Raw genomic sequence first — 21217 nt, forward strand, 5'->3', positions numbered from 1 at the left:
CGAGGTACGGGTGGACGTCCCCTCCATCGGAGCGCGAGCGGGGGGGGAGCGCGCTGTCCGCACGGCGCGCGCGCGTCCATCTTGCGCCGTCGGCCCTCCTTCCGCCACCGCTCCCATGCGCCATCGCCCACTGCTCGCCGCGCTGCTGCCGCTGCTGCTCGCACTCCCCCTGCAGCCGGCCGACGCGCCGCGCTTCGAGCCGCTGCAGCCGGAGACGTTCGCCGCCGGCGGCGCGCTGACGAACGCCTTCGCCGACGTGGACGGCGACGGAGACCTCGACCTGTTCGTCGGCTTCAACGGGACGCCCAACCGCCTGTACGAGAACGTGAAGGGGACGTTCCGCGACGTCGCGGGCGCGTGGGGCATCGCGGACGCGCGGCCGACGCGCGCGGCGGCGTGGGGCGACTACGACGCGGACGGCGATCCCGACCTGCTCGTGGGCTTCACGCCCGTCGCGGGCGCGGGGAGCGTGCTGCGGCTCTATCGCAACGCGGGCGGCCGCTTCGAGGACGTCACCGCCGCCAGCGGGCTGACCGTGGACGGCGGCGCGGTGCGGCAGCCCGCGTGGGTCGACGTCGACGGCGACGGGGACCGCGACCTGTTCGTGGCGTTCCGCGACCGGCCGAACATGCTGTTCCGCAACGCGCGCGGCGTCTTCACCGACGTCGCGGACTCGCTCGGCCTCGCCGACCCGCGGAAGAGCGTCGGCGCGGTCTGGTTCGACTGGCAGCAGGACGGAGACCTCGACCTGTACGTCGCGAACCAGGACGGCGACGCGAACGGCTTCTTCGTCAACGGTCCCTCGCCTGACGGCTCGGGAAAGCGCTTCGTCGATCGCGCGGATTCGCTCGGCCTCGCGGGCGGCGGCCGCGCCGTCGGCGTCGCCACCCAGGGGAGCGTGCGCCCGTGCGTGGCCGACGTGAACGGCGACGGCGTCGCGGACCTCATCCTCGCGAACTACGGAAAGAACGGCCTCCTGCTCGGCGCGCGCGATGGAAAGTTCAGTGACGTGAGCGCCGAGTGGGGCGTGGCGGTGGAGGGGCGCCACGACACGTGCGCGCCGGCGGACGTGGACCACGACGGCCGCCTCGACCTCTACGTCAACGGCACCGTCTCGGCCACCGAGAGCTGGCGCGACTGGCTGTTGATGCAGAAGACGGACGGCGCGCGCGGCTTCGCGGACCGCACGCCGCCGAACGTCCTCGCGCTGAACGCGAGCCACGGCGTGCAGTGGGCGGACGTGGACGGCGACGGCGCGCTCGACCTCGCGCTGGCGGGCACGCGCGCGGACATGCCGCACGCGCTGCTGCGCAACGTGCTGCCCGGGGCCGTCGCGCGGCGGTCGCTGCAGGTGCGCGTGCTCGACGCGCGTGGGAAGCCGGGCCCCGCGGGCGCGGAGGTGCGCGTCTACGCGGCGGGCACGCGCCGGCTGCTCGCGACGCGGTGGACCGACGCCGGCTCGGGCTACGACGCGCAGAGCGACATGCCCGTGCACGTTGGGCTGGCGACGATGGCGCGCGTGGACGTCGAGGTCACCGTGCCGACGGGCCGCGCGCGCGTGCGCACGACGGTGCGCGGCGTGTCGCCGGCGGCGTACGCGGGGCGCGCGCTCGCGGTGCGGGTGCCCTAGTCGGGCCTCGCGTGCGCGGCGTTGTCGCGGATCTGCGTCGCCCCCTGCATGTGCGCGCAGTGGGCGCAGCAGTAGAAGGTGCCGTTCGCCTCGATGCCGTGGCCGATGACCTTGCAGCCGCAGTGGGCGCACACCGGCGCGAGCTTGTGGATCGCGCACTCGAAGCTGTCGAACGTGTGCGTCGCGCCGGCGGCGATCACCTGGAACGCGAGGTAGTAGTCGTTCCCGCAGACCTCACACTTCGCCATGGGGCCTCCCGAGTGGACGGTTCCTGACCGGCTTCACCGGACCCCTTGCATGCCGCGCACCCCGGGTTAAATACTGTACCATGTGGTTCAGTATATGACGACCCGGCTCGATGCGGCGTTCGCCGCGCTCTCGGACCCCACGCGGCGTGGCGTGCTGGAGCAGCTCGGACGGGGCGACGCGTCGATCACGGAGCTCGCCGAGCGGTTCCGGATGACGCTCACGGGCATGAAGAAGCACGTCGGCGTGCTGGAGCAGGCGGGGCTCGTCACCACGCGGAAGATCGGGCGCGTGCGGACGTGCCGGCTGGGCCCGCGCCGGCTGGAGGAGGAGACGGCGTGGCTCGAGCGCTACCGCCAGCTCTGGGACGCGCGCTTCGACGAGCTGGAGCAGGTCGTCGAGGAACTCACACGACAGGAGAGGAGCGATGAGCGCAGGCGTCGGAAGTGAGCTCGGCCCCGTGAAGCACCGCACCACGGTGGAACGGACGTCGGACCGCGAGGTGGTCGTCACGCGGACCATCAACGGCCCGGCGCGCCTCGTGTTCGAGGCGTTCACCAGGGCCGAGCTGTTCCAGCGCTGGTGGGTGCCGAAGTCGATGGGCATGACGCTGCTGTCGTGCGAGATCGATGCGCGCGTCGGCGGCCAGTACCGCCTGGTGTTCGCGCACGACCCCGAGCCCGTCGCGTTCTTCGGCACGTACGTCGAGGTGCAGCCGCACTCGCGCCTCGCGTGGACCAACGAGGAGGGCGGCGAGGGCGGGCCCGTCACCACGGTGACCTTCGAGGAGCAGGGCGGCCGGACGCGGGTGGTCCTCACCGAGCGCCATCCGTCGAAGGAAGCGCTCGACGCGGCCGGCACCGGAGCGGTCGACGCGATGGGCGAGTCGTTCGATCAGCTGGACGAGCTGCTCGTCACCCTGGGCGAGGGCGCGGGACGGTAGCCGTCACTCGCCGACGTCGAACAGGTCGCGGTGGCGATGGGGCTGTGAGCGCAGGTACTGGCTCGGCGCGCGCACGCGCGCGCCGAAGTGCGCCGCCGCGTGCCAGGGCCAGCGCGGGTCGTAGAGGACGGCGCGCGCGATCGCGACCAGGTCCGCGTCGCCCGTGCCGACGATCGCCTCCGCCTGCTCGAACTCCGTGATGAGCCCCACCGCGATCACCGGCATCGCGGTCGCCTGCTTCACCGCGCGCGCGAGCGGCACCTGGTAGCTCGGGCCGACGGGGATGCGCTGGCGCGGCGTGAGCCCGCCGCTGGAGACGTGCACGGCCGAGCAGCCGCGCGCCTCCAGCGCGCGCGCGAAGGCGACGGTCTGCTCCACGTCCCATCCGCCGTCCGCCCAGTCGGTGCCCGAGACGCGCATCGTCACCGGGCGCTCGGCGGGGAAGGCCGCGCGCACCGCGTCGTAGACCTCGAGCGGGAAGCGCATGCGGTTCTCCAGCGAGCCGCCGTAGGCGTCGGTGCGCTGGTTCGCGAGCGGCGACAGGAACTGGTGCAGCAGGTAGCCGTGCGCGCCGTGCACCTGCACCGCGTCGATGCCGAGTCGCGCGGCGCGGCGGGCCGCGTTCGCGAAGGCGTCGCGCAGGCGCGCCATCCGCTCGTCGTCGAGCGCGGTGGGCGCGTGCCAGCTCGCGTCGTACGCGAGCGCCGACGGCGCCTCCGTCTGCCAGCCGTTCGGGTGGTCGGGCGCGAGGTGGTGCCCGCCCTTCCACGGCACCTCGCTCGACGCCTTGCGGCCCGCGTGCGCGAGCTGGATGGCGATCGGCATGTCCGACCAGCGGCGCACGCTCTCGAGGACGCGGCCCATCGCCTCCTCGGTGGCGTCGTCCCACAGGCCGACGTCGCCGTAGGTGATGCGCCCCTCGGGGACGACCGCCGTCGCCTCGATGGTGAGCAGCGCGGCGCCCGACAGCGCGAGGTGGCCGAGGTGGATCAGGTGCCAGTCGGTCATGCGGCCGTCGACCGCGGAGTACTGGCACATCGGCGCGATGACGATACGGTTGCGCAGCGTGACGGAGCCGACGTGCAGCGGCGTGAAGAGCGTCGCGGTCGCCACGCTCAGCTCTCCGATACGCGCAAGACGATCTTCCCCGTGCCGTGCCCCGAGTCGAGCCGCTCGTGCGCCTCGCGCACGTCGGCCAGCGGGAGCACGCGGTCGACGAGCGAGCGCAGCTTCCCCTGGTCGATGAGCCGCGCCATCTCGCGCAGCCGCTCGCCCTCGCGCATGAGGAAGATCCCGTGCAGCGTCTGGTTCTTCGACGAGAGCCCCGCGAGCGTGCCCGTGGGCGTGAGGATCGTCGCGAGTCGGCCGAAGGGGCGCGTGGCGGGGATGCTCTTCTGGATGTTGTCGCCGCCCGCGGTGTCGAACACGACGTCCACGCCGGCGCCATTCGTCTCCGCGCGCGCCACCGCCGCCACGTCGTCGCTCGCGTAGTCGATGGCGACGTCGGCGCCGAGGTCGCGCAGGACCTGCTGGTTGCGCGCGCCGGCGGTGGCGAGGACGCGCGCGCCCATCGCCTTCGCGATCTGCACCGCGTACGAGCCGACGCCGCCGGCGCCGCCGTGGATCAGCACCGTCTCGCCGGGCCGCACCTGCAGCCGGCGCACGAGCCCTTCCCACGCGGTGCCGCCCGCGAGCGGGACGGCGGCGGCCTCCTCGTGCGACATGCTCCGCGGCTTGCGCGCGACGATCGCCGCGGGCACGGCGTTGTACTCGGCGTAGCTGCCGCGCGTGTTGCCGAAGATCTCGGGCGTGTAGTAGACCTCGTCGCCGACCGCGAAGTCGCGCACGCTGGCGCCGACCGCCTCGACGACGCCCGAGGCGTCGTAGCCGAGCACGAACGGCGGCGTGAGGCCGGCCCAGGCGGCGTTCTGCCGCATCTTCGCCTCGACCGGGTTGGTGCCGGAGGCGACGACGCGCACGAGCAGCTCGTGGTCGGCGGGTGTGGGACGGTCGAGCTCCTGAAGCTCCAGGACGTCGGGGCCGCCGTGGCGCGGGAGGACGATGGCGCGCATGCGTTCGGACATGCGCGCGGGCGTCGCAAGCCGCGCACCGGCGACGGTGCGGACCGTCGTGCGCGTCAGTCCAGCGCGGGCGGTTGACTCGCGCGCTGCCGGGCGTGGGCGAGCGCGGCCGCGCGACGGCGCGTGAGGATCGACTCGGCCTCGGGCGCGGCCATCACCACCGCCTCCAGGTGCCGGCAGAAGTCAGGCTCGCCCGACGCCTCGCGCAGCTCGGCCAGGAAGGGGTGGATCTTCGCGAGCGCGAGGAAGATCTCGCCGTGCGCGGCGCGGAAGGCGTCGCCATCGATCGCGCCGCTGGTCACCATCGACGCCGCCATGTCCCAGTAGCCGAGGACCATGCGGAAGCTGGCGTTGCGCGCACCGCCGGCGACGGCCACGAGCTCGGCGAACGACTCGGGCGTGAACTCCATCGTGAACCAGGCGCGCGCCTCGCGCAGCGCGGGCTCGCGACGGAGCTCGTAGAGCTGGAGGTTGAGCTGGGCGCTCTCGAAGGGCGTGGGCATGCGGGAGGATGCGCCCGTGCGCGCGCGGACGCGAGTCTACAACGACAGCACGATCCCGACGCGCGTGCCGAGCGTGTGCTCCTGGCCGCGCACGTAGCCGAAGCGCTCCTCGAGCTTGAGGCTCGGTGCCTTGTCGGACGCGCCGAGCTTCACCTGGACGCCGGCCATCGTCTCGAGCCCGCCGCGCGCGCCGCTCCACTGGGCCTCGTCGCCGGTGCTCCAGTTCGCGCCGACGCTCCCGCCGACGTAGGGCGTCACCGCCGCGCCGCCGCCGAACTGCGCGACCGCGTCGAGCGACGCGTTCCACTGCATGGACCCGCCGCCCTCGGGGCGCAGCGCGTCGCCGCCGAGCGAGGTCCCGAGCCGGACGGGCGCCGAGGAGGGGCCGAAGACGAGCTGGACCTGCGCGCCCGCGCCCCACGCGTTGGACTCGGTGGTCGTGCCGCGTTGATAGCTGCCGTGGACGTCGAGCTGGCGCTGCGTCTGCGCGTGCAGCGCGGCCGGGACGAGCGGCGCGACGAGGAGGAGGCCGGCGGTCGCGAGGCCGGTGCGGAAGCGGGCGGACGTGGGACGGTGCGACATCTCGGCGCTGCTCCTGTGGCTGGGAGCGGCGGGAGAGGCAGGAGGCACGCCAGTGCGGGGCGCGCCGCCGAGCGAGACGTCTCAGAGAACGCCGCGCGCCTTAAGGTCGGTCAGTAGTCGCCGGATCACCTGAGCGACGGACAGCCGATCCCGGTTTAGAACGACACCGAACTCCTCACAATCCGAAGCATATCGATCTGCGATGGCTGTGAGCACGGAGGCGTAGAACTCGCCTGCCGCATCGTGATCGTTCAGCTTCTCCTCGAAGTTCGTGTCGGCCTGCTCAATCAGCTCCGAGATGGCGGCTGTGTGAAGATCAACGCCCGAGAAGCGGGTCGACGGGCCACTGATCGTGATCTTGATGTGTTCGCCGTTGAGGCGGATGTTTGTCTCGCTCATTGTGGGGCTGGCCAGTGAGTGAGGAGAGCTGCCGGGAGAGTCGCCCGATGCGCGCCTCCTAGATCCGAGCCGGATCGAGTGCACTTACGGCGATTCGATCGCGTAGCGTGCAGTGTGGCAACCGCCGTGGACTGGCGCTAACACTGCACCGGCGGATAGCGGTAAAGCACCGCGGGTGCACCGAAGAACTCGACTTCTCCGTCCGGCACCGCGCCAAGCGACGTTGCGACGCGGATGGAGGCGGCGTTGTCGGGGCGGATGATGCTGACGATCGACGTGCGACCGAGCGTCTCGCGCGCGTACTTCAGCGCCGCGGCCGCGCCCTCGCGCGCGTAGCCCTTGCCCCACGCGTGGCGGGCGAGCGTGTAGGCGATCTCGAACTCCGGCCAGCCCTCGGGCTGGAAGCAGCCGATGCGGCCGATGAACTCCCCCGTGCTGCGCTCCTCGACGGCCCACACGCCGAAGCCGCGCAGTGACCAGTGGCCGGCGAACATCGCCATCTGCCGCCAGGCGTCGAAGCGGTTCAGCGGGCGGCCGTCGGCGAGGTGGCGCATGACTTCCGGGTCGGCGACCATCGCGGCGTAGGCATCGAAATCGCGCTGGGCGAAGGCGCGGAGGAGGAGGCGGTCGGTGTTGATCTGGGGAAAGTCTCGTGTCATGCGCGAAGTGTCGTCAGTTGCTTTCCACTTATCAGCTTCGTGGAATTCAGTGAAGTGGACGCGCCGCATTGTGCATACGCTGCGGATGGCGGTTGCGCCGGCTTCGGCACCTACGCCTAAAGCGAATTCCACAAAGCCGCATAGTCACAATTCAGTGGTCGCAGCTCGTTGCGCGAAGACAGATCGCAGTCACCTTGCTCGGGCATGTATAACCCATCGGGCTCACCATTTCAGCCAAAGTTCGCTGTAGCCGTCTGCGAGCAGACGCTTGAGGGGCTTCATCTCTTTATACCTGATCCGGCGAGTGGGGCGTTGGGTTGCCTTGGTGACAGGATGCACCAGGTCGGCCTGAAGCCGCAGTTCATGAAACGCCTCTGCCGCTTGATACATCAGCGGGTATTTCCGCGCAAACCGCGAATTTGGTGAGCCTAGAACGCTGCCGATCTTGCCGATCGTGTACACGCCGATCGATGGGTCATGACCAAACAACGCACTGAGCACAATCTCGTTCACCGTGTCGGTGAGACTTACCCATGCGGTTGGGTCTGTTGTGCTGTATGCGCGCCACACGGCAACACGCGGAAGCATTAAGCGGTAGGATTTCGCATCAAAGATGCGGCGCCAGCGAACATGGGTGACACCGCGCCCGAGCACATCCGTCATGGCGCGAGTGATTGCGCAGTGCGTGGTCGAGACTCGTCCAATTCTGCCCGCTCGACGCAGAACCAGTTGAGCCGCCGGGTGAATCGACTTCAGCGGCGGCTGATAAGCCAGCTTGTGCGTCAGAAGCAGTTCGACACCGACAAGTGCGACATCAGCAACCGAGTCGCGTATCGACTGCTGCACTACGGCATCGAACGCACTGTGGCCAATAGTCCGCTGATCGGCGTGCGCAATTACGTTGGCCCTCACCCACCAACTTCGCTGCCAGTTTGCGTGGAATCGAACTTGACGATCCGTCGCACGTCCACTTGCAAGATACACATTCGCCGCTTCAGCCCGAAGTTCGTGGTCGCTCGTTGCCAAAGCCCCGTTCAGGCGCGCTTTGGCAAAACGGACGACCCGATCACAAGATGAACTGTGGACGCGGCCGTTCAGGACTCGAATGAGACCTGCAGAGAAGGAGCAATACAGCGCGTTCGCTTCGAGCAGGGCGACACAATCCGCAGACACGCGCTTGGAAAGGCGCCGGTACTTCATCAGGTGCGCGAAAACGGACGAGAACAGGTCCGGCTGGTGCTCTAGAACCCGCAGCAAACGTCGAGCAAGCGCGGCGTTGGGTTCCGCGAACCCGAGCACAAATTTGAAGCGTGAAACATCCGCGACCTGGTATCGCGCAGTCAGTTCTTTCAGGCGTTGCCAGACATCCCGCATGACAACTGGCGCGCTCGACACAACTGACTCTGGAGGAACACTGATCGATTTGATCTCGTCCTCGATGTTCCGCACTCGATGAAGGCGGATCTTCGCACTCTGCGGAAATAGTCCCACTTCTTTACTGCGACGGTCGAGCTTTACTAGCTCACTGCGCAACGCAGCTTCGTCTGCGGCAAAGAGCCTAATGTCATCTACGTACCGAAAGTAGCGGACGCCGTGCGGTCGCTTGGCGTCATCGAAGTATTTGAGCACAACCTCCGCGAGCATACCCGAGGAGAGGGGTCCCTGCGGAATGCCGTGGCCGTGATACAGAGGCTTTCTTCCGCCTGCCGCCTCGGTCCATCGACCGAGACAAAAGCACAGATCGTCACAGAACTCTGCATCCAAGCCGATGTCGGCAAGCAAATGCGTCAAGACCGTGTGATCGATAGTGTCGTAGCATGCAGTCAGATCGAACGAGGCGGCGTATCGGTATCCACCCGCAAAGGCACGGCGCATGGCATTCCCGTACAGTTTGTACGAGCGCCGCCAATCGCGATAGAACCACGGACTGTTCGCACCTGCGTAGAGGTGGCCGAATGTCAGTCGATTGTAGCGACCGCGCACCTTCCGATCGAGCTTCTCAGCGACGACGTTGGCATACGCCTGATAGACTACCTGATCCTCAACCGTCAGCAGCGTAAAGGGCCGCTGAAGTCCTGAGGGCTTCGGAAAGTACAACTTGATTGCGTGACTGGGCTCGTAACTGTTAGTAAGCAGTCGTTGCCGAAGATCAGCAAGAAAGTCTGGCGCTGCGAGTGCATATGCCCGGTACAGGGGGCCGAAGTAGCGCTTGTAGGCGCGATCCGGATTCGAGAGAATCCATTGCCAAGCGCGCAACAGATTGCTTGGACGCGCAACAAGCTTTTGATGAGTGCTTAGCGTCAAACCGCTTACCAGTTCAAGAGAGAACGCACTACGCAGGTGCGAATCACCGCCGGAAGTCCAAAGCTCGGCATTGGGCTAGTACTCCACCGCCACCCCATCCCTGCGCGGATCCCCCGCGCCCACGAGCACACCATCAGGCCGCACCCAGAACAGGTGCACCCCCGCGAACTGCAGATTCGCGACACGATTGGTGGCGACATAGCCGTGTGAGCGCAGCGCCCCATAGGCCGACAGCGCGAACCCCTGCTCGATCTCGAGCGCACGCCCGATCGCCGACGGCTGCAGCTGCGGCGCCTGCACCCAACGCGCGATGCACAGCGCGCTTTGGCCGATGGCGGTCAGGGATGTACGGCGCGCCTGCACGTGCCCGACGTCGACCGCACGCGATCGCGTGCCGGCATGACCGCTGCGGCGACATCGCGCCCCACAGCGCGCGGGAAGACGCCTGGACCGACGCGCGGAATGGCTGCGAGGTTGGCGGGCACCGGAGATGGCGCGCACGCGGTGCACGACTCGCCACCCGGCCGTCATCGGCTCTGGATCGGCGAGGAAGCCACAGTACGGCCCGGTTAACGAAGCGGCAAGGTGCCTCCGCGGCGGCAGGCGCCACACCCGCCCGCTCCGGGTGTATGCGACGTCCCGGCGCGCGTCTCGCGCAGTGCACGCGATACTGTCCCTCGCCGCGGGACCTCGCAGCCACGCGTCACCGCCGAACCCGCACCGCCCCGTGCTCGTCCGCGTCCTCTTCCACCTGCTCGTCACCGGCACGCCGCGCGTGCGCCGCCCCTCCCAGCCGGCGCCGCGGTTCGCGCGCGCGCTGCAGCTGCCGCTGCCCCACGACCACCTCCGTCGGCTGCGCGGCGACGTCTGGATCGCGTCGACCCCGCACATCCCCGCGCCGCCTCGCGGCTGGTGAGCTCACCCCCAGTCGCGAAGCCGCCGGATCACTCCCGGTGCGGCTGCCGCGCGTAGTGCCGCCGCAGCAGGTCGCCGCCGAAGTCGTTCTCCAGGTCGCGCCACACCGTGTGGATGTGGTTCGCGCTGCTCTGCGAGTTGTCGTACTCCACCAGCACGGTCGGCCCGTGGATGCGGTAGTAGTGCGGGCTGCCGGGTCGGTGCGCGCCCGCCCAGGCGAAGTGGAGCCGCCCGAAGCCGACCTCCTCGATGCGCCGCAGCTGCCGCCGGGCCGCGGAGTCCGCCATCCGGCCGGCGTACACGTCGAGCAGCCGCCGCAGCTGCCGCTGCTGCCCGGCCGTCATCTCGGCCGCGGGGAGCCCCGCGAACGCCATCGGGTCCACCTTCGGGACGTTCCTCGTGACGATGTCGCCGTAGGTCTGCGCGGCGATCGTGGCGCGGGCGCGCTGGCTCGCGTCGAGCAGCTGCAGCAGCGCGAAGGCGACGTCCTCCTCCGTGGCGAGCAGCCGGTGCCCCGCCTTCGGGCCGCTCGGGACGCGGGCCGGGTTCGCGCCCATGAAGAGCGGCGCGACGACCTGGCCATGCGGGCCGAGGTCCGTGACGTTCACCGAGAGGTGATGGCCCTCGAAGCGCCAGCCCGACGGCGGCGTCGCGCCCGGCCCGGCGAAGAGCGACAGGTAGTAGAGCCCCGGGTCGCGCCGGAGCGTCACGCGACTCACCACGCCTTCGAGCTGGCCGAGGATGCCCTCGAGCTCGATGATGCCGCGCGCCAGGCCGGTGCCGCGCTCGCTCAGCCCCGTGCCGAGCACCGCGAACGCCGCCACGCGCTGCTCGGCGCTCATCGCCTTGAGCGGGATGCCGGTGCGCGCCTGCGGCACGTACGCCCACTTGGTGCGCTCCGCGTCGTCGAACGGGAACGCGGCGTCGGCGCGCTGCCCCGCGCCCAGCGTCGCGAGGAACGCCCGCGCGCTCGCCGACATGCCGGAGGACATACCGGACGTGTCGACGCCGGACGCCGCGCTGGCACGCGGGGGTGCCTGGGCGCCGCAGCCGGACGCGGCGACGGTGAGGACGGCGGCGAGCACGCCTGCCGATCCGAGCCGGACGTACGCGGCGGTATGCGCCATGGTGCCACGCGACGGAGACGGGACGCGCCCGGACGATCGGGCCCTGTGGGGAGATTCTACCGTCTTCCCGTCAGGCCGCCACGCGCCCCCGCACCGCGTTCGCCGTCGCCGTGATCACGATCCGTTCTTTCTCGTCGGCCGCCGGCAGCCGCGCGCGCAGCGCGGCCTGGAACGTCTCGACCTCGCCGGCCGGGATGGCGCCGAGCAGCCGCCCGAACGCCGGCCCGAGTAGGACGGTCGCCCAGTAGTCGTCGAAGCCGTCGAACGCGCGCCGCACCGTGATCGCGTGCGTCTCCACGTCCACGAGCCCGGCCCCCTGCCACAGCGCGCGCAGCGCGTCGAGCCGCGACGCCTCCGGGCTCGGCGGCCCCGGCACGTCGGCGACGAACTCCTGCAGCACGGCCGCCGCCGGCGCGTACGGGAAGCCGCCGCCGGGCATGTCCCACGCGTACGCGCTCACGACCCCGCCCGGCCGCACCACGCGCGCCATCTCCGCCACGCCGACCGCGGGCTGCGGGACGAAGAAGAGCACGAGCGGCATCACCGCCGCGTCGAACGCATCGTCGGGGAACGGCAGCGCCATCGCGTCGCCGAGCGTGAGCTCCGCCGCCCCCACGTCGGATCGCGTGCGCGCGTGCGCCAGCTGCTCCGGCGACGGGTCGATCCCGTGCACGGCGTTCGGCGCGCATCGCTCGACGATCATCGCGGTGAACGCGCCGTTCCCGCACCCGACGTCCAGCCAGCGCAGCCCGCCCGCCGGCGCGAGCCAGTCGAGGAACGTCGCGCCGGCGAGGCGGCTCCACGCGCCCATGTAGCGCTCGTACGCCGCGCCGTCGTCGAAGCGGATGGGGCTCGCGGACGCCGTCGTGTGCGTGTCGGACGACGGGGATCCGCTCACCGCGGCAGCTCCTCCACCCGCACGGCCGTCCCGTAGCAGATGACCTCCGTCACGCCCTGCATCACCTCGGTCGCGTCGTAGCGGATGCCGATCACCGCGTCGCCACCGGCCGTCTCGGCCTGCACCAGCATCGTGTCGAACGCCTGCTGGCGCGTGCGCTCCGCGAGCTCCGTGAACAGCGAGATGTTGCCGCCGAACAGCGTCTGCACGCCGGCGCCGATGGTGCCGAGCAGGGAGCGCGACCGGACGACGACGCCGCGGACGACGCCCAGGCTCGCGACGATGCGGTACCCGGGCAGGTCGAACGTGGTGCTCGTCATGTTGTACGGGATGTCCGCGGCCTGCGAATGCACGATCGAGCTCATGGCGCACCTCGGGTCTGGGCGGTCCCGCGCGTGTCCCGCGCCCTTCTCGGGGACGATGTTCGTCAGCCGCACGTCGATCACCAGCGTCGCGTCGGGCGGTCCGCCACGAGGATGGCGACGTCGCTCGCCCAGAGCAGCCAGCGCTCGAACGTGTGCATCGCCTCGACAACCGGAACCTAGCGGAGTCAACGCGCCAGCACGGGCGGTAGCTGCTCGTCGGCCCACACCCGCGGCACCGCGCGGTAGGCAACCGGCGGTTGATACCTACGCAGCCGTCGGCGAGGTGGCGCACAACCTAGGGGTCGGCGACCATCGCGGCGTAGGCCTCCTTGCCCGAGACTAGCTGACACCCGAGCACAATTGCGGCCGAGACATACGACCCTAGAGCGAAGATCCGCAGATCAATCACCAGAGGCAACGCACGGCACGCATCACAGCAGAATGTGCCCTGGTAGTTGGATCGAGCAACACGACGCACGCTCATCTCGACCGAATCCGGAAGTGATGCTGCGCTTCGTAAAACCGCAGGTCGACCGGCTCGGGGGAGTTGGAGAGAAGCGCCTCAAGCTCACCTGTAATCTCATATTCAACGGCGCCATACGATCCGATCAGCACATCCTCGTGAATACCCTCTTCATCCTCGATATAGCTGTACCCAACAAACTTCATGTCGAGGCCCAACCGGAGAAAGCGCGCCATTTCGGCTAGAGACAGTCTCGGCGCGAATGCAAGGGCGCGGTAGCGAGGAGGTTCGTCAGTACCAAAGAATCCGCTGAGAGGAATGCCCTCATTTTTCAGCCTGGCGCGGATCTCCACAAAATCGTCGAGTCCCTTGTTGAGACCCACTAGTAGCGTGCGAGCAGAAACCCCTGGCGAAGCGACTGGCACTGCAACCTCAGGCGAACCTGCCGCCAAGAGTCGCAATTCCGCCCGGATGGCGATCAACTCCTTCTCGAAGAACTCGTCGCGACTCACTCTCACCACTTCGTTAGTTCTTCGGTCGAGGTACTGTGAGTAGTAAGAGTCCTCCTGCAGCTCGGGCCGGAAGCGTGTCTGAAGCAAGAAGAGCGCGATGAGGAAGACAGGCACATTTGCGATTGCTGCGACGACCAGCGCTCCACGCTCCCAGCTGCCCACGGACATCCGTGCGGACGCAGTCAAGAACGCCGTATCGACGATAATGAGGCCCACCAACCACGCAGCGAGAAGCTGCATGGGTTTGGTGATGCGATCCGGCTCAATCCGGTGCGGCGCAGTCATGTGGCGGCAGAGCGATTACGAGTTCGGGAACTAGACAGGTCCCTAGGGAGCCGACGGCTGGACCAACGCGAGAGTTCGTCGGCAGAGCGACGCGTTTGTCAGCTACAACACTTCGTTAAATCACGGCGCGACGACTTAGGCAGCTGTCCACCCGAGGTTCACAGCATAGTTATGTAGTTTCTGCAATGCGTATTGCGCAGCCTCTGATCGCCGAGACGTGTCGAGAGCCTCCCCAGACCGCCAGATGTATTCGATGCAGACGATGCGATCTCCGAGGTCAATCTGGTTGTCAGGAATAATCCCACCACAGAAGTCAAGCGCTTGCTCCGCAGCCGATGCGCGTACGCGGTGGTCCTGGCTCTCGAGAAGGGCGAGAAGTGCTTCGAGAAAAGCTGCGTTCATCTTCTTGTCGTTTCCGCTCCCGAAGCCGTATTCGCTCCCCACCTTGGCCAGAGCAGCCTTTGCTTCCTCGGCTGGGCGCCCCCGCGTCTCGTAGGCGGTACCCGTGTCGCCGAGAAGGAAGCGCCCGAGGTCTGATCTCGACAGGTAGTTGCTTACGTCTGTTGGAGACGGGTTGGATCGGCCAATCCTCTCCAAAAGCGCTGACACCTCTTGGGGGCCATACCGACGAAGGATTGAGACCGCTGCAGCCGGCGGAAACCAGAAGGCCCGAGCATCAAGCCTGAAAATTGTCTGAGTGAGCACGCCTCGCTTCGCCGACCACCGTTTGCCGATCATGCTTTCCGGCGTGCACTTCAGTAGTGCATGCGAGTCTAGGAGCCCCGGTTCACCCCCGTGCGTAAACGACGGCAGCACACCACGATCTAGCGACTCACTGACATATGCGAGTACCAGGGTGACGGGCTTCTTCGTTGCAGACTGATGCTCAATGATCTGGTTGCTGAAGTCGATGGCGATTCGTTTCATAAACTCGCCGATCGACGGGAACCGACTGACGTCGTAGTCACGCGGTTCGATCCCGAGTTCGCCAACTTGCTTCTCAGGGAGGGGATTGCAGAGTTCGATCGTATTACCAGCGATATCGTGCCAGGTCTCGCGAGCTGGCCCGGTCACTGTTAGGGGGAGGTCGATAATCGCCCTGCCCGTGATACTCGTATACCGCTCTGCGACCTCCTGTGCCCGGCGCAGGTCAGTCTCAAGCCAGAGAACAACGCATGGAACTTGAGAGGTCCGAAGAAACCGTTTGATGCTTGCTAGCTCCTCATCCGTGGGTGGTGCGCCCTCACGATGATCGATGTTTAGCGGGATGAGCTGGCCTTTTAACGGTGGCGTCTCACGACGCAGCCGGTCGACCACCGCACTCAGCGCGTCGTATGTGATGAGACCTTGGTGCGTTGCAGTCGGCGTGAAGAGCCCAGGCAGAAAGAACGACAGACTTTCTGCGAGCGTCGTCTTTCCGGTGCCTGTTTCCCCGTAGCATGGAACTAAGAGCCCCTCGCCTGTCTGTGCCGCCGCAACCGCGACTTTTCGGAACGCTTCGATGTTCCCGTCCGGTGGCGTAAGGAGTTTGACCACGTCTGAGCCAACACGTTCGATCAGTTTCTCGTACCGAGTTGGAATGCTCAGTTGTTCAAGTACATGCCTGGGGATCGTGGTCATGTGATCGCGCGAGAGTAGACGTGAGTTGACGGCCCAACGCACGTTGGGCTAGAGCGACACAGCCGGTAGAAGAGCGGCCACCTTAGGCCGTGAAGCCCGGAGACCAAGTGCGCTTGAAATTTCATCAGTACCCCACCGCCACCCCATCCCTGCGCGGATCCGCCGCCCCGACGATCACGCCATCGGGCCGCACCCAGAACAGGTGCACCCCGGCGAACTGCAGATTCGCGACGCGGTTCGTGGCGACATAGCCGTGCGAGCGTAGCGCGCCATACACAGGCAGCGCGAACCCCTGCTCGATCTCCAGCGCCCGCCCGATCGCCGACGGCTGCAGCCGCGGCGCCTGCAGCGCCGCATACGGCTCCTGCCCCCACCCCGCGATGCGCAGCGCGACCTGACCGACAGCGGTCGGGATGTACGCCGCGCCACCCGCGCCCAACCCGAAGCGCACGCGGTCGCCCTCCAGCATCAGCGTCGGCGTCAGCGCGCTCCCCGGCTTCCGCCCCGGCGCCCGCTCCCCGCGCCCGAACAGGTTCCCGCTCGAGTTGAGCCAGATCCCCTCGGCGTAGACGCCCGACCCGAACAGCACCCCCACGCTCGACGTCAGCGACACCGCGTTCCGCTCGGCGTCGATCACCACCAGGTGCGACGTCTGGCTCCCGTTCGCCTCGTGGTCGAACGCGTCGGACGCAGCGTCGGCATCACCGGGTGCAGAGGAAGCGGGACGCGCCGTCGCCGGATACGGATCGAGCGCCGCGCACCGCGCCTCCACCGCCACGTTCTCCTGCGCCCACGCGTCGCCGCGCGCCAACGTGTCGCGCACGGGCTGGCCGACCAGCGCCACGCGCGTCCCCGCGAACGCGGCGCTCGACAGCCCGCGCACCGGGCCCGGCGCCCACTCCGGATGCCCGCGCAGCAGCGCGCGGTCCGCGACGCTCACGCGCACCGCGTCCGCCAGCCGCACCGCGCTCGCGGTGTCGCGCGTCGGATCGCCCATCCGCGTCAGCCCGCTCCGCTCGGCCAGCTGCAACAGCTCCGCCATCGACGCCCCCGCCACCGGCGACGGCGCGCCGAGCACCGTGAAGCGCCCGAACGCGCTGCACACCGGACGACGCATCGCGGGCGCGTACGCCGCGAAGTCGCGCGCATCCAGCAGCCCGCCCACGCTGCGCGTCTTCTCCGCCACGCGGCGCGCGAACTCGCCCGTGTAGAACGCCGACGCGCCGTCGCGCGCGATCGCCTCCAGCAGCGTCGCGAGCTTCGGCTGCACCAGCCGGTCGCCGACCTTCAGCACCTCGCCGCCCGGCATGAACAGCGCGGCCGCCTCGGGATCGGCCTTCAGCTTGTCCACGCTGGCCGAGAAGAGGCGGTGGTTCAGCGGGCCGACGACGAAGCCGTCGCGCGCCAGCGCGATCGCGGGCGCGAGCACCTGCGCGCGCGTCAGCTTCCCGCGCTTCGCCTGCCAGTCGAGCAATCCGCTGACGAAGCCCGGCACGAGCGCGGTACGCGGCTGCCGCGCGTCGCCGCCGTCGAACACCGCGGGAGCGGACGGCGCCTGCGGATCGGGGCGCCCCCACGCGGGGTCCGCGCCCGCCTGCCCCATCGCCTCCATCACCTCGGCGCGCTTCTCCTTCGCCAGCCACGCGACGCCCACCGCGTAGCCGCCGAGCCCCGTCTGCGACGGATCGACGACGCCGAGCGCGAACGACGCGGCCACCGCGGCATCGATCGCGTTGCCGCCCTGCGCCAGCATCGCGAGCCCCGCGTTCGACGCGTCGGCGGCGCTGGTGACGACGACCCCCCGCCGCGCCTCCACGCGCTTGCCGGCGAGCGGCGGCTCGGCCGACGTGACGGAGGACGCGCGCGGCGCGGCACACGCGGCGAGCGTGAGCGCGACGGGCGCGAGGAGCGGCAGGCGGGGCGTGCGGACGGTCGATGACATCGGGCGGCTGCGGTAAGGAGGGCGGTGTGGTGCGACCGCCCTTCCTACGCCCCGGCACGGCGCCGCGCTGTCTCCTGCGAACGGAGCGTCAGCCGCGCGCCCGCCGGGTGCCGCTGCCGGCGTCGGCGCGGCCCTCAGGGTCCGCCATCATGACGTCGTGTACACGTGCCCGCAAGACTCGTCGGGCTGCGTGCTGCGTGCTGCGTGTACGGCCGCTCGGGATGCTTCGGCGCGCCGGACCTGTGGGCCTCCTGGAGGGATGCGGATGATGCGGATCGGAAAACGGATCGAACGGATCGCTCCGCCCCGGCCCATGGGACGTCGCCGCCACGAGGGACGATCCGAAGGATCCGTTCAGATCCGGAGCATCCGCATCCCTCCCCAATAGGCAATGAGGTCCGGAGCGATGTCGCATGCTCAGGATCCGCAGTGCGCGGCGCGCAGCGCAGTCATGGTTTCGGCGCTCGGTCCGGCGGATCCAGCGGCACGTTCGCGAGCCCCAGCTCCTCCAGCAGCCCGCGCGCGATCGCGGGGCCGCTGCTGCTCACGCGGCGCACGGCGACCAGGCGCTCGCGGTACCAGCGCCCGCGCTTCGTGTCCAGGTCGTCGTAGCGCACGCCGCCCCCGCTGCTGCTGGAGTGCAGGATCCGGCCGTTCCCCGCGTAGAACGCGACGTGGCTGATCGCCTCGCCCGGGTTCGCGAACATCACCAGGTCGCCCGGCCCCGCCGCGTCCCACCGCGTCGGCCGCCGCGTGCCGGCCACCGCCTGCTGGCGCGACGTGCGCGGCAGCCGCACCCCCTCGCGGTCGTAGACGTACTGCACGTAGCCCGAGCAGTCGAAGCCCGTGCGCGGCGACGTGCCGCCCCATCGGTACTTCACGCCCAGGTAGTCGTCGGCCAATCGGAGCACGCGCGCCGGCGCGGCGGTACCGGTCGTCGTCGGCGCGGGCGTGCGGGAGGGCGCGCGGCGCGACGGCTCGCGCGTCGGGTCGGGGAGCGTGATCGGCACGCCGCCGACGCTCATGGTGCAGCCGCCGGAGACGACGGCGAGCGCGCACGACAGGGCGGCCGCGCGCACGGAGGGAATGCGGGAGGACATCGGGGGCTCCATCGGGGACGTCACCCGCCCGGCGATGCATCGCCCCCGCCACCGCGCCGCGCCTGCCTGCCCCGCGTCCAACCGCCTGCCCCACCGTCACTTGCCGCGCGGGCCCGCGCCCACCGTCCGCGCGACGTGTCGTCAGGCGTGGACGCGCCCCGTCCTCCGTTTCACTCGGTGCGGAGCGCCGTCACGGGCTCCACGCGCGCGCCCGAGCGCGCCGGCAGGAGCGACGCGAGCGCCGCCACCACCAGCAGGCCGATCGCCACGGCGGCCAGCGTCGCAGGGTCCGTGGGCGCGACGTCGAACAGCAGCGCCGCCAGCGCGCGGTTCGCGGCGAGCGCGCCGGCCAGCCCCCCGACCGTCCCGATCGACGCGACCACCAGCCCGCGGCGCACCACCAGCCACGCCACGTCGCGCGCCGTGGCGCCGAGGGCCATGCGCACGCCCAGCTCGCGCGTGCGCTGGCGGACCGTGGTCGCCATCGTCGCGAACAACCCCACCGCAGCCAGCAGCACCGCCGCCCCCGCGAACGCGGCCAGCAGCAGCGCATTCAGCCGCGGCTGCGCCAGCGGCGCCTCGCGCAGCGTCTCGAACGGCGTCGCGCTCGCGAGGGCGACGCCGGGCGCGGTCTCCGCCAGCGCGCGGCGCAGCGCGGGCGCCACCTGCGCGGGCGCGCCGGCCGCGCGCACCACGAGCGTCGACGGCGCGAACGGGAAGAACGACTGCGCCAGCGGGAAGTACACGCTCGGCCGCGCCTCGCGCAGGTCGCGGTAGCGCGTCTCGGGCACGATGCCGACGACCGTGAACGTGCGCCGCGCCTGCGGTGGGCCCATCTGCAGCCGCTTCCCGATCGGGTCCGCATCGCCCCAGTACACCATCGCCGCACGCTCGCTCAGCATGACCACCGGCGGCGCGCCCTCGCCGTCCGCGTCGGTGAACGCGCGCCCGCGCGTCACGGGCAGCCCCAGCGTCGCGAAGTACTCGGGCGCGACGACCTCCATGTTGAGCAGCGGGCTCGCGGCCGCGTCGCGCTCCGACTGGCCCTCGATCTCCAGGCGCCCGTCCCATCCGCCCGATCCCGCGTACGGCACCGCGACCACCGGCGACGCCGCGCGCACGCCCGGCAGCGCGCGCACCGCGGGCAGCAGCTGCGTCAGCATCGCGCGCTGCTTCGCGGGCGTGTCGTACGCGTCCTGCCGCAGCGCCAGCTCCGCCACCAGCAGCCGCTCGCCGTCGAACGCCAGCTCCGCGCGCTCGAGGTTCAGGAGGCTGCGGCCGATGAGCGCCGCCGCCGCGAGCACGAGCAGCGCGAGCGCCACCTGCCCCGCGACGAGCGTCTCGCGCAGCCGCCGCGCGCCGCGCCCCGCGCCGTGCCGCGCGCCCGACCGCAGCGCGCCCTGCACGTCCACGCGCGACGCGAGCACCGCGGGCGCGACGCCGGCGAGCAGCATCGTCACGCCGGTCACCGCGGCCGCACCCAGCAGCGCGCCCGCGCCCGGCCGCACCTCCTCCAATCGCGGCAGCCCCGCGGGCGCGAGCGCGACGAACGCGCGCGTCGCCACGAACGCCACCGCCGCGCCCAGCGCGCCGCCCGCGGCCGCGAGCAGCGCGTGCTCCACCAGCAGCTCGCCCACGATCCGCCCGCGCCGCGCGCCGAGTGCCGCGCGCACCGCCAGCTCGCGGGCGCGCGACAGCCCGCGCACGAGCAGCAGGTTCGCGACGTTGATGCACGTGACGAGCAGGAGCAGCAGCGCCGCCGCCGCGAACGCCAGCATCGCCGGCCGCGCGTCGCCGAGCACGAGGCGCGGCAGCGGCGTCGCGACGCCGCGCAGCTCGGAGAGCCACGCGGGCCCCTCGTGCTGCGCGTACCACGCGGTCACCTCGCCGCGCGCCGCGTCGATCGTCGCACCGGGGGCGAGGCGCGCGACGACGTCGACGTGCGCGAACACCGAGTCCGTGCCCGGCACCGCCTTCCCCGGCACCAGCGGCGCCCAGAACTCGGTGCCGCGCGGATAGTCGAGCCCCGGCGGCATGACGCCGACGACGGTGTGCGCGACGCCGTCCGCGTGCAGCCGCAGCGTGCGTCCGACCGCGCGCGGATCGCCGCCGAAGTGCCGCTGCCACGCGGCGTGGCTCAGCACGACCACGGGCGCCGCGCCCACGACGTCGTCCGACGGGCCGAGCGCGCGCCCGATCAGCGGCCGCGCGCCGAGCACGGTGAAGAAGTCGCCGCTGACGTGCGCGCGGCGCAGGCGCGTGACGCCGCCGTCGTCCAGGATCGCGGCCGGCCGTGCACCCTCGTACGCCGCGAACGCGACACCACGCATGCTGCGCGCGTCGCGCACGAACAGGCGCGCGTCCTCGAGCGTGAACGGGAAGTGCGCGAACGCGCCGTCGCGCCGCTCGGCCCACAGCACCGCGACGCGGTCCTGCTCGCGCACCGGGAGCGCGCGCAGCAGCAGCGCGTCGGCGACGGCCGACACCGCCGCCGCGAGCCCGATGCCGAGCGCCAGGGTGAGCACCGCGGCGGTGGTGAAGCCGCGCGTGCGGCGCAGCGCGCGCAGCGCATGCACGGCGACGCGGACGGTGGACGGCGCGTGGGGCACGGACGACCTCCGGGCTGCGGGACCGGGACGACGC

21 protein-coding genes are annotated in these 21217 nt (G+C 70.4%); 4 read left to right on the top strand and 17 right to left on the bottom strand.

Features of this window, described 5'->3' with window-relative positions; genetic code table 11:
- The first annotated feature begins 115 nt into the window (after positions 1 to 115).
- A complete protein-coding gene (locus rosag_RS11255) occupies positions 116 to 1630 on the top strand; it encodes a CRTAC1 family protein (RefSeq protein WP_284350225.1) in 1515 nt (504 codons plus the stop codon).
- On the opposite strand, the gene rosag_RS11260 is transcribed toward rosag_RS11255, so the two are convergent.
- The gene (locus rosag_RS11260; protein ID WP_284350226.1) at positions 1627 to 1878 is read right to left on the bottom strand and encodes a hypothetical protein; all 252 of its coding nucleotides are present in this window, start codon (positions 1876 to 1878) and stop codon (positions 1627 to 1629) included. The genes rosag_RS11255 and rosag_RS11260 overlap by 4 nt on opposite strands.
- 82 nt (positions 1879 to 1960) lie before the next feature.
- Between rosag_RS11260 and rosag_RS11265 the strand changes: the two genes are divergently transcribed.
- Both rosag_RS11265 and rosag_RS11270 read left to right on the top strand, forming a co-directional pair.
- Positions 1961 to 2326 carry an ArsR/SmtB family transcription factor gene (locus rosag_RS11265; protein WP_345784829.1) on the top strand — a complete coding sequence of 122 codons (366 nt, stop codon included), beginning with the start codon at positions 1961 to 1963 and terminating at the stop codon, positions 2324 to 2326.
- The gene (locus rosag_RS11270; RefSeq protein ID WP_284350228.1) at positions 2304 to 2819 is read left to right on the top strand and encodes an SRPBCC domain-containing protein; all 516 of its coding nucleotides are present in this window, start codon (positions 2304 to 2306) and stop codon (positions 2817 to 2819) included. Before rosag_RS11265 ends, rosag_RS11270 begins: the two co-directional genes overlap by 23 nt.
- Positions 2820 to 2822: 3 nt before the next feature.
- On the opposite strand, the gene rosag_RS11275 is transcribed toward rosag_RS11270, so the two are convergent.
- The 8 genes from rosag_RS11275 to rosag_RS11310 all read right to left on the bottom strand — a co-directional run bounded on the left by rosag_RS11275 (position 2823) and on the right by rosag_RS11310 (position 9710).
- Positions 2823 to 3932: an NADH:flavin oxidoreductase/NADH oxidase gene (locus rosag_RS11275; RefSeq protein WP_284350229.1), complete on the bottom strand. Its 1110-nt coding sequence runs from the start codon at positions 3930 to 3932 to the stop codon at positions 2823 to 2825.
- 2 nt (positions 3933 to 3934) lie between these two features.
- Positions 3935 to 4891: a zinc-dependent alcohol dehydrogenase family protein gene (locus rosag_RS11280; protein WP_345784834.1), complete on the bottom strand. Its 957-nt coding sequence runs from the start codon at positions 4889 to 4891 to the stop codon at positions 3935 to 3937.
- Positions 4892 to 4956: 65 nt separating this feature from the next.
- Positions 4957 to 5403 (bottom strand): DUF4760 domain-containing protein, encoded by a 447-nt coding sequence (locus rosag_RS11285; protein WP_284350231.1) that lies wholly within the window; start codon positions 5401 to 5403, stop codon positions 4957 to 4959.
- Between the two features lie 36 nt (positions 5404 to 5439).
- Positions 5440 to 5985 (bottom strand): hypothetical protein, encoded by a 546-nt coding sequence (locus rosag_RS11290; RefSeq protein WP_284350232.1) that lies wholly within the window; start codon positions 5983 to 5985, stop codon positions 5440 to 5442.
- A gap of 81 nt (positions 5986 to 6066) precedes the next feature.
- Positions 6067 to 6384 carry a hypothetical protein gene (locus rosag_RS11295; RefSeq protein WP_284350233.1) on the bottom strand — a complete coding sequence of 106 codons (318 nt, stop codon included), beginning with the start codon at positions 6382 to 6384 and terminating at the stop codon, positions 6067 to 6069.
- A gap of 137 nt (positions 6385 to 6521) precedes the next feature.
- On the bottom strand, positions 6522 to 7112 hold the full coding sequence (locus rosag_RS11300) for a GNAT family N-acetyltransferase (protein ID WP_284350234.1): 591 nt from the start codon (positions 7110 to 7112) through the stop codon (positions 6522 to 6524).
- Between the two features lie 153 nt (positions 7113 to 7265).
- A complete protein-coding gene (locus rosag_RS11305; RefSeq protein WP_284350235.1) occupies positions 7266 to 9347 on the bottom strand; it encodes an RNA-directed DNA polymerase in 2082 nt (693 codons plus the stop codon).
- A 75-nt stretch (positions 9348 to 9422) separates the two neighbouring features.
- Positions 9423 to 9710 carry a gamma-glutamyltransferase gene (locus tag rosag_RS11310; RefSeq protein ID WP_284350236.1) on the bottom strand — a complete coding sequence of 96 codons (288 nt, stop codon included), beginning with the start codon at positions 9708 to 9710 and terminating at the stop codon, positions 9423 to 9425.
- A gap of 364 nt (positions 9711 to 10074) precedes the next feature.
- Between rosag_RS11310 and rosag_RS11315 the strand changes: the two genes are divergently transcribed.
- On the top strand, positions 10075 to 10263 hold the full coding sequence (locus tag rosag_RS11315) for a hypothetical protein (protein ID WP_284350237.1): 189 nt from the start codon (positions 10075 to 10077) through the stop codon (positions 10261 to 10263).
- Positions 10264 to 10291: 28 nt separating this feature from the next.
- On the opposite strand, the gene rosag_RS11320 is transcribed toward rosag_RS11315, so the two are convergent.
- The 8 genes from rosag_RS11320 to rosag_RS11355 all read right to left on the bottom strand — a co-directional run bounded on the left by rosag_RS11320 (position 10292) and on the right by rosag_RS11355 (position 21183).
- Positions 10292 to 11254 (bottom strand): DUF3500 domain-containing protein, encoded by a 963-nt coding sequence (locus tag rosag_RS11320; protein ID WP_284350238.1) that lies wholly within the window; start codon positions 11252 to 11254, stop codon positions 10292 to 10294.
- A gap of 205 nt (positions 11255 to 11459) precedes the next feature.
- Positions 11460 to 12287 carry a class I SAM-dependent methyltransferase gene (locus rosag_RS11325; protein ID WP_284350239.1) on the bottom strand — a complete coding sequence of 276 codons (828 nt, stop codon included), beginning with the start codon at positions 12285 to 12287 and terminating at the stop codon, positions 11460 to 11462.
- The gene (locus rosag_RS11330; RefSeq protein WP_284350240.1) at positions 12284 to 12652 is read right to left on the bottom strand and encodes a YbjQ family protein; all 369 of its coding nucleotides are present in this window, start codon (positions 12650 to 12652) and stop codon (positions 12284 to 12286) included. Before rosag_RS11330 ends, rosag_RS11325 begins: the two co-directional genes overlap by 4 nt.
- 480 nt (positions 12653 to 13132) lie before the next feature.
- Positions 13133 to 13912 (bottom strand): hypothetical protein, encoded by a 780-nt coding sequence (locus rosag_RS11335; protein WP_284350241.1) that lies wholly within the window; start codon positions 13910 to 13912, stop codon positions 13133 to 13135.
- Between the two features lie 135 nt (positions 13913 to 14047).
- Entirely contained in the window at positions 14048 to 15532 is a 1485-nt protein-coding gene (locus rosag_RS11340; RefSeq protein WP_284350242.1) for a hypothetical protein, read from the bottom strand.
- Positions 15533 to 15656: 124 nt separating this feature from the next.
- Positions 15657 to 17474, bottom strand: a complete 1818-nt coding sequence (locus tag rosag_RS11345) for a gamma-glutamyltransferase family protein (RefSeq protein WP_284350243.1) — start codon at positions 17472 to 17474, stop codon at positions 15657 to 15659.
- 449 nt (positions 17475 to 17923) lie between these two features.
- Positions 17924 to 18574, bottom strand: a complete 651-nt coding sequence (locus rosag_RS11350; protein ID WP_284350244.1) for a C40 family peptidase — start codon at positions 18572 to 18574, stop codon at positions 17924 to 17926.
- A gap of 170 nt (positions 18575 to 18744) precedes the next feature.
- Entirely contained in the window at positions 18745 to 21183 is a 2439-nt protein-coding gene (locus rosag_RS11355; RefSeq protein WP_284350245.1) for an ADOP family duplicated permease, read from the bottom strand.
- Positions 21184 to 21217: the final 34 nt, after the last annotated feature.

Origin of the sequence: Roseisolibacter agri (assembly GCF_030159095.1) — a bacterium.
Taxonomy (GTDB): Bacteria; Gemmatimonadota; Gemmatimonadetes; order Gemmatimonadales; family Gemmatimonadaceae; genus Roseisolibacter; species Roseisolibacter agri.

What these genes read in the sequence shown, in the direction of transcription:
- rosag_RS11255 (WP_284350225.1), top strand. Translation starts at nt 116, where the DNA reads ATGCGCCATCGCCCACTGCTCGCCGCGCTGCTGCCGCTGCTGCTCGCA.
- rosag_RS11260 (WP_284350226.1), bottom strand. Translation starts at nt 1,878, where the DNA reads ATGGCGAAGTGTGAGGTCTGCGGGAACGACTACTACCTCGCGTTCCAG.
- rosag_RS11270 (WP_284350228.1), top strand. Translation starts at nt 2,304, where the DNA reads ATGAGCGCAGGCGTCGGAAGTGAGCTCGGCCCCGTGAAGCACCGCACC.
- rosag_RS11280 (WP_345784834.1), bottom strand. Translation starts at nt 4,891, where the DNA reads ATGCGCGCCATCGTCCTCCCGCGCCACGGCGGCCCCGACGTCCTGGAG.
- rosag_RS11285 (WP_284350231.1), bottom strand. Translation starts at nt 5,403, where the DNA reads ATGCCCACGCCCTTCGAGAGCGCCCAGCTCAACCTCCAGCTCTACGAG.
- rosag_RS11290 (WP_284350232.1), bottom strand. Translation starts at nt 5,985, where the DNA reads ATGTCGCACCGTCCCACGTCCGCCCGCTTCCGCACCGGCCTCGCGACC.
- rosag_RS11295 (WP_284350233.1), bottom strand. Translation starts at nt 6,384, where the DNA reads ATGAGCGAGACAAACATCCGCCTCAACGGCGAACACATCAAGATCACG.
- rosag_RS11300 (WP_284350234.1), bottom strand. Translation starts at nt 7,112, where the DNA reads ATGCGGCGCGTCCACTTCACTGAATTCCACGAAGCTGATAAGTGGAAA.
- rosag_RS11320 (WP_284350238.1), bottom strand. Translation starts at nt 11,254, where the DNA reads ATGTCCTCCGGCATGTCGGCGAGCGCGCGGGCGTTCCTCGCGACGCTG.
- rosag_RS11330 (WP_284350240.1), bottom strand. Translation starts at nt 12,652, where the DNA reads ATGAGCTCGATCGTGCATTCGCAGGCCGCGGACATCCCGTACAACATG.
- rosag_RS11335 (WP_284350241.1), bottom strand. Translation starts at nt 13,912, where the DNA reads ATGACTGCGCCGCACCGGATTGAGCCGGATCGCATCACCAAACCCATG.
- rosag_RS11340 (WP_284350242.1), bottom strand. Translation starts at nt 15,532, where the DNA reads ATGACCACGATCCCCAGGCATGTACTTGAACAACTGAGCATTCCAACT.
- rosag_RS11345 (WP_284350243.1), bottom strand. Translation starts at nt 17,474, where the DNA reads ATGTCATCGACCGTCCGCACGCCCCGCCTGCCGCTCCTCGCGCCCGTC.
- rosag_RS11350 (WP_284350244.1), bottom strand. Translation starts at nt 18,574, where the DNA reads ATGTCCTCCCGCATTCCCTCCGTGCGCGCGGCCGCCCTGTCGTGCGCG.